Here is a 17,273-nt window from a genome sequence, read left to right as displayed (position 1 = left end):
ATGGCTGAAGGCCTCAAGATCGAGATCGTGTCGCCCGAGCGTCTGGTGCTGTCGGAAGTGGTGACTTCGGTCACCGTGCCGGGCAGCGAAGGCTACCTCACCGTGATGAACGACCATGCGCCGTTCATGACGACGCTGCGTCGTGGTTTCATCACCGTGAATGGCCTGAACGGTCGCGACGAGATCTTTTTCGTCAAGGGCGGCTTTGCCGACGTGTCGGCAGATGGCCTGACCATCCTGGCAGAGCAGTCGTCCCCTATTGTCGAGTTTGATCACGCCGAACTGGCTGAGCAGATCAAGGCTGCCGAGGCGGAACTGGCAACAGCCAAGACGCCTGAAGAGCAGTCGTATGCCCAGGAAGTGGTGAGCGCGCTGGCCAATCTGGCCATCGAGGCAGGCCAGATCAATGGTGGCCACGTCCACTAGGATCGCCTCGGCTCCAAGATTTCAAAGACGCCCACGGATCCGTTCTGTGGGCGTTTTTCTTTGCGCATTTATTGGGCGATACCAGGCATTACCCGAGAATTCTGCCTAATTGTGCGGCATCCGGCCAAATTGCCCATGATGTTCGCATGACATCAACGGTCCATTAAGTTTCCCGCGCCAGTGTCGCGATCATTGCGGTCGACACATTGTTAGAGGCTGGCGCTGCTGCGCCCCGTTCTCGGAGAAATCATAATGGCTATCCTGCTGGGCAATATCCGCCTGACCTTCGCGATTGCGGCCATGGCAATCGGCTCAATCACCATAGCCATCGCGGCTGTGGTGGCGGGGCTGTTTGTCAGCCTGTCGGGCACGGCCAGTACTGATGTGGCCAATGCGCTGTCCAGCGCCACGCGGATCACCTCGGAAATCCTGCGGGTCAACCTGCCCAGTCTGGAAGTGGTCCCCGATGAGCAGGGCAATGTGGCCGGGCTGACCATGCGATCGATGCCGCGTTTCCGCAATCATGGGGTGATCGACACCATCTCGGACGTTACCGCGCAGCAGGCTGCGATCTATGTCTTTGATGCCGAGGTCGGCCCCGATTTTCTGGTCGGTACAACCAGCCTGATGGCAGGTACCGAAGAACGGCTGCTGGAACGCCCCATCATGGCGGGCACCGAGCTGTTCAAATCGATGATGGCCAACCAGACCGTGCGGGTCAACGAGACCATTAACGGGGTTCAGTACGCTACACGCTACCAGCCCATCGCGATGGCGGACGGGACGGTGATCGGCGCGTTGTTTGTTGCTGTCGAGCGCGCACCGATCGAAGCGGTCGTTGGACAGAGCATGACGATGCTGGCCATTGTGGGTGGCCTGGCACTGCTGGTCATCGGTATTGTGGCGCTGCTGCTGTCACGGGCACTGACACGGCCTATTCCGCAATTGTCGATGGCCATGACCGCCATTGCAGACGGTGCGCTTGAAACCGAGGTGCCCTATACCCGCAATGGCAATGAGATCGGCACCATGGCGCGGGCCGTGGAAGTGTTTCGCACCAATTCCCAGCGCATCGCGCAGCTGGGCGCCGAGACCAATCGTCATCTCGAAGAGGCGGCGGATCACACCGGCCAGCTCAACGCCATTTCCATGTCGCAACTGGTTGCAGAGTTTACCCTGGGGGGCGAACTGATCACGGCCAATGACCGGTTTCTCCAGCTATTGGGGTATTCCGCCGAGCAGATCGTGGGCAAGCCCAATGCGCAATTGCTGTTTGATGCCAGCGCATCTGATCCCGGCTATCGCCAGTTCTGGGCCGACCTTGCCGGGGGTACATTCAAATCAGGCGAATATCGCCGCCGCACGCGCGATGGACGCGAAGTGTGGATACAAAGCACATTCACACCCATTTTGGGGCTGGATGGAGCGCCATACAAGGTGGTTCAGTTCGCTACCGACGTGACAGCACGCAAACAGGCTGTTGCTGCTGTGGGGGCCGCGCTGCTGGCTCTGGCGGATGGTGACCTGACGCAGCGCATTGATACCGCCTTCGAGGCCGAGTTCGAGGAATTGCGCCACGCGCTCAACAGCACCGTGACCCGGTTTGCCGACATTGTCGGACAGCTGCGCGAAACCTCGCGTTCCATTCGCGTTGCCACCGGCGAAATTCTGGGTGGGGCCAATGATCTGAGCGAGCGCACGACCAAGCAGGCTGCCACCATCGAGGAAACCTCGGCGGCCATGGAGCAGCTTGCCAGCACCGTCTTGCGCAATGCCCAGAATGCTGAGGCGGCCAGTATGAAATCGCGGGGTGTGTCGCGCACCGCCCAGGAAGGCGGCGATGTGATGAGCCAGGCAACCGGCGCGATGGAAAAGATCACCAGTTCGTCGGGCAAGATTTCCAACATTATCGGCATGATCGACGACATTGCCTTCCAGACCAACCTGCTGGCGCTCAACGCCTCGGTTGAAGCGGCGCGGGCTGGTGATGCGGGCAAGGGCTTTGCCGTGGTGGCCGTGGAAGTGCGCCGTCTGGCGCAGTCTGCGGCCTCGGCGTCGGCTGATGTGAAGTTGCTGGTCGAACAGAGCGCCAGCGAGGTCTCTGGGGGAACCAAGCTGGTGGCCGATGCCGCTGGCAAGCTCGAGGCGATCCTTGAAGGCATTCGTGAGAACAGTCTGGTGATGGAAGGTATTGCCCGAGACAGCAAGGAGCAGGCGTCTTCGATTGAAGAGGTCAGTGTTGCCGTGCGGCAGATGGATGAGATGACCCAGCACAATGCGGCGCTGGTCGAACAGACCAATGCGGCCATTGAACAGACCGAAGGGCAGGCCAGCGAGTTGGACCGCATCGTCGACATTTTCGTGCTCGATGCGGACGAATTTGGGCGCTCTCAACTGGTTACGTCAACGTCAAGAGCGGCCTGACCAAATTTAAATTCCTCAGGAATTTGAATTCATGGAATTTTTACCAGGCTAGCGGATGCTTGTCTCAGGCCGCCCCTTTGCGCGGCAGAGGAGAACAAGCTGATGTCCACACCTGTAATGATGCGACCAACCCTGGCCGCTCTCGCTTTTGCAACCCTGCTGTCGGTGAGCGCTGCTCCCCAGGCGCAGGATGAATTCACTGCGCCGCTCACGGCGCTCGCGGCCAGCGATATTGCCGCTTTTGCAACTGACCCCGTATTGATCGATGCGATCAACGCGCAGAATGCCATGTCGAGCAGCTATGATCAGGCCAAGATCGATGAACTCGATGCCCAATGGCGCGCTGAAGTGGGCGCCGCGAGCAAGCCCCTGATCGATGCGACGCTGGCCAATGCTGCTTCGCAGTATCTGGTTGGGGTCCAGGAAGAATCGCTGGGCAAGTATACCGAAATCTTCGCCATGGATGCCAAGGGCCTCAACGTGGCTCAGAGCACGCTGACCTCCGATTACTGGCAGGGCGATGAAGACAAGTTCACCGCCAGCTATGGTGCGGGCGCAGGTTCTGTCCATATCGGCGAAATCGAGCAGGACGAAAGCACTCAGGCATTCCAGAGCCAGGTATCGATCCCGATTTCGGATCCAGCGACCGGTGAACTGATCGGTGCCATCACCGTCGGTGTCGACGTCTCGATGCTCTAGCGGCATCTGCCCCTTTCAATCCTACCTAAACAGCGTCGAGGCCAAGGATGATCAAACTTTCACTTACTCAGAAAATCGTTGGCCTCGTCGTGCTGGCCCTGGTGATAGGGTCCGCGACAATCAGCTATGTCGGTGCCACGCAGAATGCTGCGTTGCTGCGTGCCGAGTTGGAGCATGCCAACTCCACGCTTTCGGCCGCCAGCACCGAACAACTGGCAGGCGGCATTCGCTTCGGCAAGGCAGACGCCCTGCTCACAGTCTATGCAAAGCTGGACGCCACATTGGGCAAACAGTTCTCGAATGGCGCCAGCTTCAATATGGACGGCGCGGCGATCGTATCGACCTCTGAAGATGCCGCGACCAATGCCGCTCTGGGTGACGTGGCCAAGCTGGCACTGGCCAGCGAAGACATTGAAATGGCTTCCTCGGGGAATATTGCCTATGTGGCGGTACCGGCCCATTTCGGACCTGAAGGCGCCACGGTTGGCATTTCGGCCTTCGCATGGGACATGAGCGAAGCGCTGGAAATGCAGAGCCAGACCGTGATCACCTCGGCAATAGTTGGCGCTGTTGTAACGATCGTCCTGGTGCTGGCGGTCTACTTCTTCATTCGCATCAGTGTGACCGGTCCGCTGGTCAACCTGGTGCGCATCGCGACCGAGATCGCCGACGACCCGTCATCGGTGGATGAAGTGCCCGCAACCGATCGCAGCGATGAGCTGGGCGCCATGGCCCGGGCCGTCGAGGTGTTCCGCGAAAACGGGCAGAAGGTGGCGCAGATGACCGAGGCGGAGGCCGCCCAGGTGCTCCGGAACCAGGCTGAACGCGCGACCATGATGCAGGAATTGCAGCGTGCCTTTGGCAATGTGGTTGATGCCGCCATTGCTGGTGACTTCTCCAAGCGGGTGGAAGCAGAATTTCCCGACGCCGAACTCAACACGCTGGCCGGCTCGGTCAACACGCTGGTCGAAACGGTTAATCGGGGTCTTGATGAGACCGGTCAGGTGCTGGCCTCGCTGGCCGACACCAATCTGACCAAGCGGGTCAATGGCGAGTACAAGGGTGCCTTTGCCAAGCTCAAGGACGACACCAATGCGGTTGCCGACAAGCTGACCGATATTGTTGGCCAGCTGCGCAGCACATCGCGCGGTGTCCGCTCGGCGACCGGAGAAATTCTGGCCGGTGCCAATGATCTGAGCGAGCGCACCACCAAGCAGGCGGCCACCATCGAGGAAACCTCGGCGACCATGGAACAGCTGGCTTCAACCGTGCTCGAAAGCGCCAAGAAGGCCGAAGAGGCCAGCGTCAAGTCCAAGACGGTGTCGCAGACTGCCGCCGAAGGTGGCGAGGTGATGAACCAGGCCACAGGCGCGATGGAAAAGATCACCAGCTCATCGGCCAAGATCTCCAACATTATCGGCATGATCGACGATATCGCCTTCCAGACCAATCTGCTGGCGCTGAACGCCTCGGTGGAAGCGGCGCGGGCCGGTGATGCGGGCAAGGGCTTTGCCGTGGTGGCCGTGGAAGTGCGCCGCCTGGCGCAGTCGGCAGCATCGGCTTCGGCTGATGTGAAGGTGCTGATCGAGCAGAGTGCCGAGGAGGTGGCTGGTGGCTCCAAGCTGGTGGCCGATGCCGCCGGCAAGCTCGAAGCCATCCTTGAAGGCATTCGCGAGAACAGTCTGGTGATGGAAGGGATTGCCCGCGACAGCAAGGAACAGGCGTCTTCGATCGAAGAGGTCAATGTCGCGGTGCGGCTGATGGACGAGATGACCCAGCACAATGCGGCACTGGTTGAAGAAACCAATGCGGCCATTGAACAGACTGAAGGTCAGGCGTCCGAACTGGACCGGATCGTGGATATCTTCGTGCTCGAGGATGGCCCGGTTGCTGCCAAGGCGCCGCTGGTCGAAGAACCCCGCGGCGGCATCAAGGGGCTGCAGGACAAGGTCAAGCAGGCTGCCAAGGCCTATATCAGCCACGGCAATGCCGCTGTGGCGCAGGACTGGAACGAGTTCTAGATAAACCGTCGACGACCGTCCGATACGTCAAGAATGCCTGATCGCGGTGTGCCCTATGACAGGGCCGCCGCGATCAGTGCTTTGGCGTGCAGGTCGGTGGTGTCATAGACCGGGATAGGGCTGACATCGTCATCAATGAGCATGGTGATTTCGGTGCACCCCAGGATCACCGCTTCGGCGCCCCGCGCGGCCAGACGTTCAATCGCGCTGACATAGGTACGCCGCGATTGTTCGCGCACAATGCCGCGGCACAATTCTTCATAGATGATGGCGTTGAGATTGGTGCGATCAACCTCGGGGATCAGTGCCTGCAGACCACGGCTCGCCAGACGGTCCCTGTAGAACCCCATCTCCATGGTGAAGCGGGTGCCCAGCAGGCCAATCGTTGTGAAGCCGTCCGCCAGCAGGGCGTCGCTGGTCGGGTCGGCGATATGGACGAAGGGCACCTGCAAATCGCGGGTAATGGTGTCGGCCACGATGTGCATGGTGTTGGTGGCCAGCCCAATGACTTCGGCGCCGGCCGTTTGCAGACCCTTGGCAATTGTCGCCAGCTGTTCGCCGGCAGCGTCCCAGTTGCCGTCCGCCTGCAACTGCGCAATGGGTGCAAAATCTACCGAATGCACGATCAGCGGCGCTGAATGCAGTCCGCCACGTTGTCGCGCGGTTTCCTGATTGAGCACACGATAATAGTGCGCCGTGGATTCCCAGCTCATACCGCCGATCAGGCCGATGGTTTTCATGGCTCAGATATGGGTGAAACGTTGCGGAATATCGGCAAAGGCTGCCACGACCTGATCATAGGCATCCTTTTTGAAAGGCACGATCAGGGCCGGTGTGCGGCTGAGCCGTTCCCAGCGCCAGGCATCGAATTCGGCGGTGAACTTGCCGGCACCGGGGTTGTGCACGTCGATCTCGGTTTCCTTGCCGGTAAAGGCGAAGGCGAACCAGCGCTGGCGCTGACCGCGATATTTGCCCTTGAGGGCGATGCCGAGGGCTTCATCGGGCAGATCGTAATGGATCCACTCGGGCGCCTCGGCGAGCAGGCTGACGGAGGTGATATTGGTTTCCTCGTGCAGCTCACGCAGCGCGGCACGCAAGGGGTCCTCGCCCTTGTCGATACCGCCCTGGGGCATTTGCCAGGGTGCCTCGACTTCCGTCTTGTCTTCGGAGTCGTGGTCGGCAATCCGGCGGCCAATGAAAACATTGCCCTGCTGATTGAAAATGGTCACCCCCACGCAGTCGCGATAGGGCAGGGATTGGCGGTCGGGACGGGGCGCAGTCATGGCAAAGCTCTATTTCATCAATGCGCTGGCGGGCACCAGCAATATGCCCCTTGCCTCAAGGTCTCGTGACCATTCGGCTATCGTGGAGATCGATATGGGCAGCGCGCTGACAATACCAATTGCCTGACCATTCTCCACCGCTTTGGCTTCAAGGCTGGCAAGCGCTGCGAGAATGGATGTGCGCGATGGATTGGCATCGATCATCGTATCGGCGCGGGCAAAGGGTACGCCATTGCCCTGGGCCAGCTGCGGCGCCAGTGATCGGTTGGACGAGCCATCATCAAGATAGCCCAGGCCGCGCGCACCCAGCTCTTCCATCATGGGCGAGAAGTCTGCCGCCGATGCGGTAAAGCGGGCGCCCATATTGTTGATCAGGCCGGTATAGCCGCCAAAGCGCGACATCAGCCAGAACAGCTTGTCGAGATTGGCGCGGGGCGGCTCGCCGGTCAGCAGGGTTTCGGGGCCAGGGTCATTCTGGGGATAATCAAAGGGCTCCAGGGGCACTTCAAGCAGCACTTCATGGCCAGCACTGCGCGCGGCGGCCACTGTGGTGGAGAGCGCCTTGCCATAGGGGGCAAAGCCCAGCGTCATAAAGCTGGGCAGCTTGTCGATGGCGTTGAGTGATCCCTGTTCGTTGATGCCCAGTCCGGTCACCACAATGGCGACCAGCGGCATGCCGCTGTCCAGCGCATTGCCGGGTGGATGCGCATAGGCCTGGAACGGGGTCAGCCCGGTCGCCGAAATGCGGGGAATGGGACCGTCGGCGGTCTCTTCGCTCAGATCGGGCAAGGCGCCGAAAATATCGGGCAGGCCCACAACCGAGCTGGGGCCACCGGCGCCTGTGGTCACACCGGTAATCGAGCCGCCAGCGGGATATTGCTGGGGATCGGCCTCGATCACCACTGGGCCATCAGCAACCGAATTGGCCACCTCGTTGGCGTTGCGGGTGGAGGTGATGGCCACTTCCTGGCTGGGTCGCCCCCCATTGGGGTCATCAACCATGAGCACGCGCGCCACAAAGCCAATGGCCAGCAGTGCCAGCAGGCCGAACAGGACACGGGCGATAGGCAGACCGCGGCGGGAGCCGGGCTTGCGCTTGCGACCGGTGAGTGGCGTGGTCAGGTCATCGGTCATTCAGCAGGGTCCCGAAAACAGCTGGGGCGAGGCGGCGAATCAGCAGCCTCGCCCCAGCAATTTCATAGCACAATGAAGGCCTATTCCGCCTTGGGCGGGAACGCCTCATTGGTCTCAAGGCCTTCAATCAGGCGGATGGCGTATTGCAGCTGGTTGTCGTCGGCCTTTTCAGCCGGGACATAGACGGACGAGCCAACAGTGGTTTCCTCCTGGCCCTCAATGGTGATGTGACCGGCAAGGCCCGCTTCACCAATGATCTCGTCACGGCCCTGGAACTCCTCAGGCACGTCCTGGAGAATTTCGATGTCAGGGGTGATCCCAAGCGCCTGAATGGAACGGTTGTTGGGCGTGTAGTAGCGGGCGGTCGTCAGGCGCATGGCCCCGTCGGGGCCCAGCGAGATGATCGACTGCACCGATCCCTTGCCGAAAGAGCGGGTGCCCACCAGGGTGGCCCGCTTGTGATCCTGCAGGGCGCCGGCGACGATTTCGGAGGCAGAGGCCGAGCCGCCATTGATCAGCACGATCAGCGGCACGTCGGCGATCTGGGCGTCGAGGGCGTCAGGCTGGGCGTCATAGCGGGCGCTTTCCTCTGGCACGCGACCGCGTGTCAGCACGACAGCACCCTGCTTGAGGAAGGCGTCGGCGACATAGACCGACTGATCGACCAGACCACCGGGATTGTTGCGCAGATCGAGAATGATGCCCTTGGGCGCCACGCCGTCACGATCGGCAAAGATGTCCTTGATGGCGCCTTCAATGCCGACAAAGGCCTGCTCGGAGAAGCGCGACAGGCGTACAACGGCGACGTCGCCTTCCAGCGAATAGCGCACGGCGCGCATGGCAATGGTGGCGCGGGTAAGTTCAAAATCGAGCGGCTTGTCGAGGCCTTCGCGAATGACGGTGACCTTGATGTCGGTGCCGATCGGGCCGCGCATCTTGCCCACTGCTTCATCCAGGGTCAGCCCCTGAACCTGCACGCCATCGAGTTCGACAATCAGGTCATTGGCCATGATGCCCGCATTGGCAGCAGGTGTGTCATCGATGGGGGAGACCACCTTGATGACGCCTTCTTCCATGGTGACTTCGATGCCCAGGCCGCCAAATTCGCCAGAAGTGTCCTGGCGCATGTCGTTATAGTCTGCCGGGGGCAGGTAGCCCGAATGGGGATCAAGCGAGGTCAGCATGCCCTGAATGGCGGCGCGGACCAGTTCCTGCTCATCAGGTGGATCGACATATTCAGCGCGGATGCGATCGAAGATTTCGCCGAACAGATTGAGATCGGCATAGATCTCGAGCGGGTCGCGCGGGGTCGGCGCGTCCATTTCCATATTGGGGTCGAGCTGCTCAGCACCCGGTACGGGATCGACCGGCGCAGGCGCCTGCTGGGCAAAAGAATGACCAACCGGCAGCAGCAGCGCCAGGGCGAGAGCTGAGGCGCGAAGGGGAGAAAGGCGCATGAGGGTTCTATCCACTCTGTGTCGGGGTCGCCCACCAGCCGGTGGGATCGACGGGCTCATTGTTCTGTCGAAGTTCAATATAGAGGGTCGGCTGGGCAGCGCCAGCATTGGTGGTCACCGTGCGCCCAATTGTGCGTGAACCCATCGTGCCCAGGGGCATGCCCATATGCACGAATTGACCGATTTCGACGGTCACGGTGTCCAGCCCGGCCAGGAGCGCGGTGTAGCTTTGACCCGTATTGAGAATGATGATTTGGCCGTAATTGAGGTAAGGACCCTTATAGAGCACCCAGCCATCGGCCGGGGCAATCACCTGGGCCTCGGCCCGGGTGACCAGCGAGATGCCGTGGCTGATGCCACCAAAGCCGTCGCTGGCCCCAAAATCGAGGACATTGACCCCATTGGCGGGCATGGCCAGAAAGCCCTTGGCCAGGCCAAAAGGGATGGCGGGCTCGGTACGGGCGGTGTTGGCCAGCGCCAGTTCGATGTCCGCCTGGCTCATGACCGGCAGGCTTGGATCGATCGATGCGTCAGCGGCAGCGGCGGCAGTGGAAACCGAGGTAACCTGAGCGGAAAGGCTGTTGACCAGTTCCTTGAGCGAGGTGGCCCGGGCGGCCAGTGCTTCGGCGTCGCGCTGCTCTTCCTCGAGCTGGGCGGTGCGCATGCCAATGCCCTGCTTGCGGGCGGCAATCAGGGTGGCGATGCGCAATTGCTCTTCCTCGAGCACGGCATGGTTGGCGCGCAGCGTGGCTTCTTCGGCCAGTGCTGCAAGCTTGATGTCGGTCAGCGCCTTGAGATCGGCGGTGACAGAATCGGCCTTGGCACGCAATTGCGGCACGATGGCCGCGATCAGAATGGCGCTGCGGGCCGAACCCAGCGCGTCATCGGGATCGACAATCAGTGCGGGGGGCGGATTTAGTGAGATGCGTTCAAGTGCTGCGAGCACATTGGCAATTTCTGCATTGGAGCCATCAAGACGGCCACGCACTTCGAGTTCGGCAATGATGAGGTCCGAAAGGCGGGATTCGACATCGGCGACTTCGATCTCGGCCAGCTTGACGCGCTGGGCCGCGGCAATCAGTGCTGCGTTCTGCTTGGTACGATCGCCTTCCATTGCCGCGATCTCGGCCTTGAGCTCGTCAATTCGCTGCTGGCTGAGCGAGATCGAGTCCTCGACAGCTTCAAGATCGGACTGGGTGGCCTGGGGTTCGGGTTGTGTGTCTGCGGCAGGCTCGGCCGTTGCTGGCGTATCGGCTGACGGGGCAGCCTCTGTCGGCGCCGGCGTGGCGGTATCGCTCTGAGCCAGCAATGGCAGGGGCGATAGCCCCACCAGCACGATGCTGGCGAGCAGCAATCCCAGTCTGTTGCCCGGCCACAGCGCCATGACGTCTCCAGCGAGGGCGGCACGCGCCCGAATCAATGCTCGCACCATAGCAAGCACGCAGAAAACTGCAGGTTAATGCGGCTTAACCTTGATGGAATTGGAATTGGAATTGGCTAGTCGCCCCGGTGATAGGGATGGCCGGCCAGGATGGTGGTGGTGCGATAAAGCTGCTCGGCGAGCATGATGCGGACCAGCTGGTGCGGCCAGGTCAGGGGCGAAAAGCTCAGCACCAAATCGGCCTTGGTCACGAAATCGGGATCAAGCCCGTCGGCACCGCCGATTACGAAGCTGACCGCGGGGCGGCCATCATCGCGCCAGCGGCCAATCTGGTTGGCAAAGGGTTCCGAAGCGATGGATTTGCCGCGCTCGTCGAGCGCCACAACAATGCCGTCGGGCAGGGCGGCCCGCAGCGCCTTGGCTTCGTCAGCCTTGCGGCTGGCCGAAGAGGAGGCGCGCGATTCGGTCAGCTCGATCACGTCGAAACCGGTCAGGGCGAGCGGCTTGCCGCCGCCGACTGCGCGATCGAGATAGCGCGCCACCATTTCGCGTTCCGGCCCGGCCTTCATTCGGCCGACAGCCGCAATCGTTAGGCGCACTGGATCGCTCTAGTGCGCGTCAGCAGCGAAATCGGCCTGCCACATCTTTTCGATGTTGTAGAATTCGCGCACTTCGGGACGGAAGATGTGGACGATCACATCGCCAGCATCGACCAGAACCCAATCGCAATGGGGCAGGCCTTCAATGCGGGGCTTGCCGTAACCGGCTTCGCGCAGGGCGTTGACCATCTGATCGGCCACGGCGCCGACATGGCGCTGCGAGCGACCCGAGGCAACGACCATGTGGTCGGCCAGCGAGGACTTGCCGACGATATCGACAGCAACGATTTCCTCGGCCTTGGCGTCGTCAAGGCAGTCAAGGATCACATCGATCATAGGGCGTTCCGGTGCCACAGCGGGCGTTTCGGCGGATGGGGTGGTGTTTTCGGGCAGAGCGGCCATCAGCAATGGCCTTCCGCCCATGCGAGTGCATGGGTCATGCGGGGGATCAGCATCCTTGGTTGTTGATCGGAATGTGCAGGCGTCTTTGCAAACGGCAAGCAGTCAGTTCCTGTTCCGGTGACTAGTATCACACGTCCAGAATATGCGCTCTTGATGACGGTTTCGCAAGATTGGCGATTCATTTTGGCTTAACGTGTTGCCGCCGTGCCCTTATGGCCGACGAAGACAGGGGTGACTGGCGACCATGCAGATACACCCAGGCGGGTGCTTCAAGCGTTGCCAGACGGGTGGCGTCGTCCTCATCAATGCGCCATTGGGCCAGCGCACTGGCGGCCATGGAGACCGGGGCGCGTCGACCCGAACCGGGGCGGACATAGACCGCCATGGGGACCATGGCGGCGATATCGCGCCAGCGTTCCCAGCGGCTGAAATGGACCAGATTGTCGGCGCCCATGATCCAGACAAAATTGCGGTCGGGCATGGCCTGGGTGAGATAGGCGATGGTCTGCCACGAATAGGTGAAGCCATGGGCGGCCTCAAAGCCGGTCACCCGCACCTTGGGGTGATTGAGCAAGTCGCGTGCTGCCGTTACCCGGTCGGCCAGTGGTGCCAGATCATCGTGGTTTTTCAACGGATTGCCGGGCGTCACCAGAACCCATAAAGCGTCGAGATAAAGCCGGCGCAGGGTCTCTTCGACCACCAGTCGATGGCCCTGATGGATCGGATTGAAGCTGCCGCCGAACAGACCGATCCGCATGCCGGCGCCGGAGGTTGGCAGCTCGGTGATGCCGGGGATACGAAGGGGTTGGCGATAGGTCAAAAGGGATCAGGGTCTCGTCTGGCCAGTGCCGCGAACGCGGTACTTGAAGCTGGTAAGCTGTTCGACCCCGACGGGGCCGCGCGCATGCATCTTGCCGGTGGCAATGCCGATCTCGCCGCCAAAACCGAACTCGCCGCCATCGGCAAACTGGGTGGAGGCATTGTGGACCAGAATTGCGCTGTCGATCTGGTTGAAGAATTTTTCGACCGCCTCGGCATCCTCGGCGATGATCGCCTCGGTGTGGTGGCTGGAATATTTTTCGATATGGGCGATCGCATCGTCCAGACTGTCGACGACTTTGACAGCGATGATGGCGTCTTCGTATTCGGTGCGCCAATCCTGCTCGGTCGCTGGCTTGGCGTTGGGAATGGCATCCATGACGGTCTGGTCACCACGGATTTCGCAGCCCTTGGCGATCAGCGCATCAATAATGGGGCCAAGATGGGTGGCAAGCACATCGCGGTGCACCAGCAGGGTCTCGGCCGCCCCGCAAATACCGGTGCGGCGCATCTTGGCGTTCAGGGTGATGGCCACGGCTTTGTCGAGATCGGCTGACTTGTCGATGTACACATGCACCAGGCCTTCAAGATGGGCAAAGACCGGCACCCGGGCCTCGTCCTGCACGCGCGCGACAAGCGTCTTGCCACCACGCGGCACGATGACATCGATATTGCCATCAAGCCCCTTGAGCATTTCGCCCACGGCAGCGCGATCGGTGGTGGGCACCAGTTGCACGCATTCGACGGGCAGACCGGCCAGATGCAAGCCATCAAGCATGCATTCGACAATGGCGTGGCTGGAATGGAAACTGTCGCTGCCGCCGCGCAAAATCACTGCATTGCCCGATTTGATGCATAGAGCACCGGCGTCGGCTGTCACATTGGGGCGCGATTCAAAGATCACGCCGATCACCCCGAGCGGGGTGCGGACGCGTTCGATGTGCAGTCCGTTGGGGCGGTCCCATTCGGCGATGACGCTGCCGACGGGGTCGGGCAGTTCGGCAATGGTCTTGACCGCTTCGATGATGCCGTCAATGCGGGCGTCGGTCAGCTCGAGACGATCAAGAAATGCGGCGGATATCCCCTTGGCCTGCGCTGTTGCCATATCCTTGGCATTGGCAGCCAGGATCTTCTTGCGATGGGCATTGATGGCGCCGGCAGCGGTCATCAGGGCCGTGCGTTTCTGCTCGGGGGTGGCGATAGCCAGTGCCCTGGCGCCGAGGCGGGCATTGCGGCCGAGCTCGGCCATGGTGTCGGTTAGCGCTGTTGCGGTTTCAGCGTGGCTCATGGCTGTCCTCCTGCGTGCCCACCAGCACCATATTGTCACGATGTATCAAGGCGGCGCGATTGCTGGCGCCCAGCAGTTCAAGCACCGTGTCGCTGTGCTTGCCCATCACCAGCAGGGCTTCCTGGCTATCCAGTCCCGCCAGTCCGCGCGCAATTTCAACGCCATCGGGATTGAGCACGCCAATGGCGTCGCCACGTTCAAACTGGCCCGATACTTTGGTGACGCCGACGGGCAGTAGCGACTTGCCGGTCTGCAGCGCACGGGCGGCGCCGGCATCGACCTGCAGGGTGCCCGAAACGGCGAGGGTCCCCATGATCCAGCGCTTGCGCGCCTGTGCCCGCGAACTGGCGGGGTGGAACAGGGTGTGCCGCGCGCCTTCGGCCAAGGCGGCCAGTGGATGGTTCTGGGTGCCCTTGGCAATGATCATGGCGGTGCCGGCCTGGGTGGCAATCTTGCCGGCTTCCACCTTGGTGGTCATGCCGCCGCGCGACAGGTGGCTGGCGGCGCCGCCGGCCATCGCCTCGATCGCGGGGGTGATGGCATGCACGTCCGGCAAATGGGTGGCATCGGGGTTGGCGGCAGGCGGGGCGGTATAGAGCCCATCAATATCGCTGAGCAGGACGAGGCAATCGGCCTCGATCATGGTGGCGACACGGGCGGAGAGACGGTCATTGTCGCCATAGCGGATTTCGGCGGTGGCAACGCTGTCATTCTCATTGATGATGGGCACCGCACCCAGCCCCAGCAGCGTGGCGATGGTGGTGCGGGCATTGAGATAGTAGCGGCGCTCTTCGGTAATATTGGGCGTGATCAGGATCTGCCCGGTCACGATGTCATGGGCGCCCAATGCCTGCGCCCAGGCCTGGCTCAAGGCGATCTGGCCAGCGCTGGCGGCCGCCTGGCTCTGTTCGAGCGTCAGCGCGGTGGCCGACAGACCCAGCAGGCCACGCCCCAGTGCGATGGCGCCCGAGGAAACGATGACCACCTCGATAGCCTGCGCCTTGAGGGCGGCAATATCGGCTGCCAGATCGGCCAGCCAGGCAGCCCGCAGCGCCCCCTGCTTGTCGACAAGCAGGGCCGAACCGATCTTGATGGTCAGGCGCCGATAAGACGCGAGGGCATTGGCGCGCATCAGGGAGCCCAGTTCGGCTCGATCTTGCGGCGTTCCAGTTCGGCCTTGGCGGCCTTTTCGGCATCAAGGGTCTCGATAACCCCATAGAGCACCATGTCGGTACCCTTGCCGGTAACGGCCGAAACCTGCAGCACGTTCTGCTTGCTGACCTGCTTGAGGATTTTGACCTTTTCCTTGAGCTCGTCGGCAGGGATGGAATCGACCTTGTTGAGCACCACGATCTCGGGCTTTTCGCCCAGACGCTCGTCATAGGCGGCCAGTTCGAAACGGATCGATTCATAGGCGCGCTTGACGTCGGCCTGGGTGCCATCGATCAGGTGGATCAGAACGCCGCAACGCTCGATATGGCCCAGGAAGCGGTCGCCAATACCCACGCCTTCGCTGGCGCCTTCAATCAGGCCGGGAATATCGGCCAGCACGAAATCGCGCTCGCCGATCGAGACCACGCCCAGATTGGGGTGCAGGGTGGTGAAGGGATAGTCGGCGATCTTGGGCTTGGCCGCCGAGACGGCGGCCAGAAAGGTCGACTTGCCTGCATTGGGCTGACCGACCAGACCGGCGTCGGCGATCAGTTTGAGGCGCAACCATACCCACTTTTCGATGCCTTCCTGGCCCGGATTGGCGCGGCGCGGCGCCTGATTGGCGCTGGTCTTGAAGTGGGCATTGCCGAAGCCGCCATTGCCGCCCGAGAGCAGGACCACGCGCTGACCCACTTCGGTCATGTCGGCGATCAGGGTCTCGTTGTCGTCTTCAAAGACCTGGGTGCCCACTGGCACACGCAGTACGGTATCCTGCCCATCGGCACCGGTGCGGTTCTTGCCCATACCATGGGTGCCGGTATTGGCCTTGAAGTGCTGCTGGTAGCGATAGTCGATCAGGGTGTTGAGCCCGTCGACGCATTCGAGCACGACGTCACCGCCGCGGCCGCCATTGCCACCATTGGGACCGCCGAATTCGACGAATTTTTCACGCAGGAAGGACACGGCCCCACCCCCGCCATCGCCGGAACGGATAAAGACCTTGGCTTGATCGAGAAATTTCATTTCGGTCTGGCCTTCCAGACGCTACGCGTCATTTGTGTGTCGATATGCTCTACCTCGGCGTCGCGCGCAAGGCAGAGGAGGGTGGAGCGTCCAGTTTCGGTAAATCCGAGCTTGGTCTGAATGGCCAAGGATGCGGTATTGAAGTGGAACACCCCGGAAACAATTGTGTCGACCGCGACAGTGTCAAAGAACCAGTCAAGGCTGGCGACCACCGCCTCGGTCATGATGCCACGGTTCCAGAATGGCCGCCCCAGCCAATAGCCCAGAATGGGCCCTTTCGGGCTGGCGTGAAACCCGATATGGCCAACAAAGCCGTGGTCAGGAATTTCAATCGAGAACGTGGTTTCCTGCGCTGGCAGGTGCGCGCGCCGGGTGGCCAGCCAGGCTCGTGCATCAGAGACATGGTAGGGAAAGGGCACGCGCGCAAGATTGCCGGCCACCTCAAAGTCATTGAGATAGCGCGCGATGGGTTCGGCATCGCCGATCTGGGGTTGGCGCAGAATGAGCCGGGCTGTGTGCAGGGTGACGTTCATGTTGTCTCCCCATTGGCAAAGTCGAGCCGCATAAATGTGGTCGGCGCGCCGGCATTGGTGCCTTGTGGGCCCGGACCCTGGTGGGTTTGTGAGAAACCAATCCTGCGCAGCAGGTTTAGTGAGGCGGTGTTTGTAGTCAGTGCGCAGGCGCTCAGCGTGACAAATCCGGCATTGCGCGCAGCGGCGACAACAGCACTGGCTGCTTCTGAACCATAGCCCATGCCCCAATGGGGTTCTCCCAGCCAATAGCCGAGTTCGGCGGGTTTGTCGGCGAACAGATGCAGGCCGACGACGCCGATGAATTTGTCCTGCAACAGGATCGACCAGGCGAATTCGCTATCGCCGCGCGCGATGGACTCGACAAAGAACTTCCCGTCGCTCTGGGCATAGGGATGAGGCAGGCGCGAAAGCACGCTGTAAATCGCCTCGCTATTGGCCAGCACGGCCATCTCGGGCACGTGCGCCAGCGTAGGCGTGGTCAGCACCAGTCGATCCGTTTCAATCGAAGCGGGCAGGTTTTTGGTGATGCTGTCCATGGTGCGCTCTAGCTGTAGAATGCGAAAAGGGGAACCGGCAGACCGGTTCCCCTTGTCAATTTCGCGTGGTTGCGAACACGAGCCGGGGAACGGGTC

General features: G+C 61.4%; 17 protein-coding genes. 4 read left to right on the top strand and 13 right to left on the bottom strand.

Annotated elements, in window-relative coordinates; all coding sequences use genetic code 11:
- The 4 genes from KD146_RS16160 (at position 1) to KD146_RS16145 (ending at position 5,570) form a co-directional block, all read left to right on the top strand.
- Positions 1–426 (top strand): F0F1 ATP synthase subunit epsilon, encoded by a 426-nt coding sequence (locus KD146_RS16160; RefSeq protein WP_212659862.1) that lies wholly within the window; start codon positions 1–3, stop codon positions 424–426.
- 252 nt (positions 427–678) lie between these two features.
- Positions 679–2,850, top strand: coding sequence for a methyl-accepting chemotaxis protein (locus KD146_RS16155; protein ID WP_212659861.1), 2,172 nt, complete (start codon positions 679–681; stop codon positions 2,848–2,850).
- 102 nt (positions 2,851–2,952) lie between these two features.
- Entirely contained in the window at positions 2,953–3,549 is a 597-nt protein-coding gene (locus KD146_RS16150) for a hypothetical protein (protein ID WP_212659860.1), read from the top strand.
- A 47-nt stretch (positions 3,550–3,596) separates the two neighbouring features.
- Entirely contained in the window at positions 3,597–5,570 is a 1,974-nt protein-coding gene (locus KD146_RS16145; protein WP_249327931.1) for a methyl-accepting chemotaxis protein, read from the top strand.
- A gap of 53 nt (positions 5,571–5,623) precedes the next feature.
- On the opposite strand, the gene KD146_RS16140 is transcribed toward KD146_RS16145, so the two are convergent.
- From KD146_RS16140 to KD146_RS16080, 13 genes are all read right to left on the bottom strand, one after another.
- A complete protein-coding gene (locus KD146_RS16140) occupies positions 5,624–6,310 on the bottom strand; it encodes an aspartate/glutamate racemase family protein (protein ID WP_212659859.1) in 687 nt (228 codons plus the stop codon).
- Between the two features lie 3 nt (positions 6,311–6,313).
- Positions 6,314–6,853, bottom strand: coding sequence for an RNA pyrophosphohydrolase (locus tag KD146_RS16135; RefSeq protein ID WP_212659858.1), 540 nt, complete (start codon positions 6,851–6,853; stop codon positions 6,314–6,316).
- Positions 6,854–6,862: 9 nt separating this feature from the next.
- Positions 6,863–7,987, bottom strand: a complete 1,125-nt coding sequence (locus tag KD146_RS16130) for a divergent polysaccharide deacetylase family protein (protein WP_212659857.1) — start codon at positions 7,985–7,987, stop codon at positions 6,863–6,865.
- An 80-nt stretch (positions 7,988–8,067) separates the two neighbouring features.
- Positions 8,068–9,444, bottom strand: a complete 1,377-nt coding sequence (locus KD146_RS16125; RefSeq protein WP_212659856.1) for a S41 family peptidase — start codon at positions 9,442–9,444, stop codon at positions 8,068–8,070.
- Between the two features lie 7 nt (positions 9,445–9,451).
- Positions 9,452–10,828: a murein hydrolase activator EnvC family protein gene (locus KD146_RS16120; RefSeq protein WP_212659855.1), complete on the bottom strand. Its 1,377-nt coding sequence runs from the start codon at positions 10,826–10,828 to the stop codon at positions 9,452–9,454.
- Between the two features lie 113 nt (positions 10,829–10,941).
- Positions 10,942–11,424 (bottom strand): 23S rRNA (pseudouridine(1915)-N(3))-methyltransferase RlmH, encoded by a 483-nt coding sequence (gene rlmH / locus KD146_RS16115; protein ID WP_212659854.1) that lies wholly within the window; start codon positions 11,422–11,424, stop codon positions 10,942–10,944.
- Positions 11,425–11,433: 9 nt separating this feature from the next.
- Positions 11,434–11,826, bottom strand: a complete 393-nt coding sequence (rsfS, locus tag KD146_RS16110; protein WP_427857117.1) for a ribosome silencing factor — start codon at positions 11,824–11,826, stop codon at positions 11,434–11,436.
- Positions 11,827–12,004: 178 nt separating this feature from the next.
- Positions 12,005–12,646 carry a nicotinate-nucleotide adenylyltransferase gene (locus tag KD146_RS16105; RefSeq protein WP_212659853.1) on the bottom strand — a complete coding sequence of 214 codons (642 nt, stop codon included), beginning with the start codon at positions 12,644–12,646 and terminating at the stop codon, positions 12,005–12,007.
- A gap of 6 nt (positions 12,647–12,652) precedes the next feature.
- Complete coding sequence (locus tag KD146_RS16100; RefSeq protein WP_212659852.1) at positions 12,653–13,933, bottom strand: glutamate-5-semialdehyde dehydrogenase; 1,281 nt, start codon at positions 13,931–13,933, stop codon at positions 12,653–12,655.
- Positions 13,920–15,065 (bottom strand): glutamate 5-kinase, encoded by a 1,146-nt coding sequence (gene proB / locus KD146_RS16095; protein ID WP_427857116.1) that lies wholly within the window; start codon positions 15,063–15,065, stop codon positions 13,920–13,922. The genes KD146_RS16100 and proB overlap by 14 nt, the downstream gene beginning before the upstream one ends.
- Positions 15,065–16,108 (bottom strand): GTPase ObgE, encoded by a 1,044-nt coding sequence (gene obgE, locus KD146_RS16090; protein WP_212659851.1) that lies wholly within the window; start codon positions 16,106–16,108, stop codon positions 15,065–15,067. Before obgE ends, proB begins: the two co-directional genes overlap by 1 nt.
- Positions 16,105–16,641 (bottom strand): GNAT family N-acetyltransferase, encoded by a 537-nt coding sequence (locus KD146_RS16085; protein ID WP_212659850.1) that lies wholly within the window; start codon positions 16,639–16,641, stop codon positions 16,105–16,107. Before KD146_RS16085 ends, obgE begins: the two co-directional genes overlap by 4 nt.
- On the bottom strand, positions 16,638–17,177 hold the full coding sequence (locus KD146_RS16080) for a GNAT family N-acetyltransferase (RefSeq protein ID WP_212659849.1): 540 nt from the start codon (positions 17,175–17,177) through the stop codon (positions 16,638–16,640). The genes KD146_RS16085 and KD146_RS16080 overlap by 4 nt, the downstream gene beginning before the upstream one ends.
- Positions 17,178–17,273: the final 96 nt, after the last annotated feature.

The organism is Devosia litorisediminis (genome assembly GCF_018334155.1).
In the GTDB taxonomy this organism is placed as follows: Bacteria; Pseudomonadota; Alphaproteobacteria; order Rhizobiales; family Devosiaceae; genus Devosia; species Devosia litorisediminis.
Note: the sequence above shows the minus strand (reverse complement) of the source record. Positions and strands in the feature narration are given on the sequence as shown.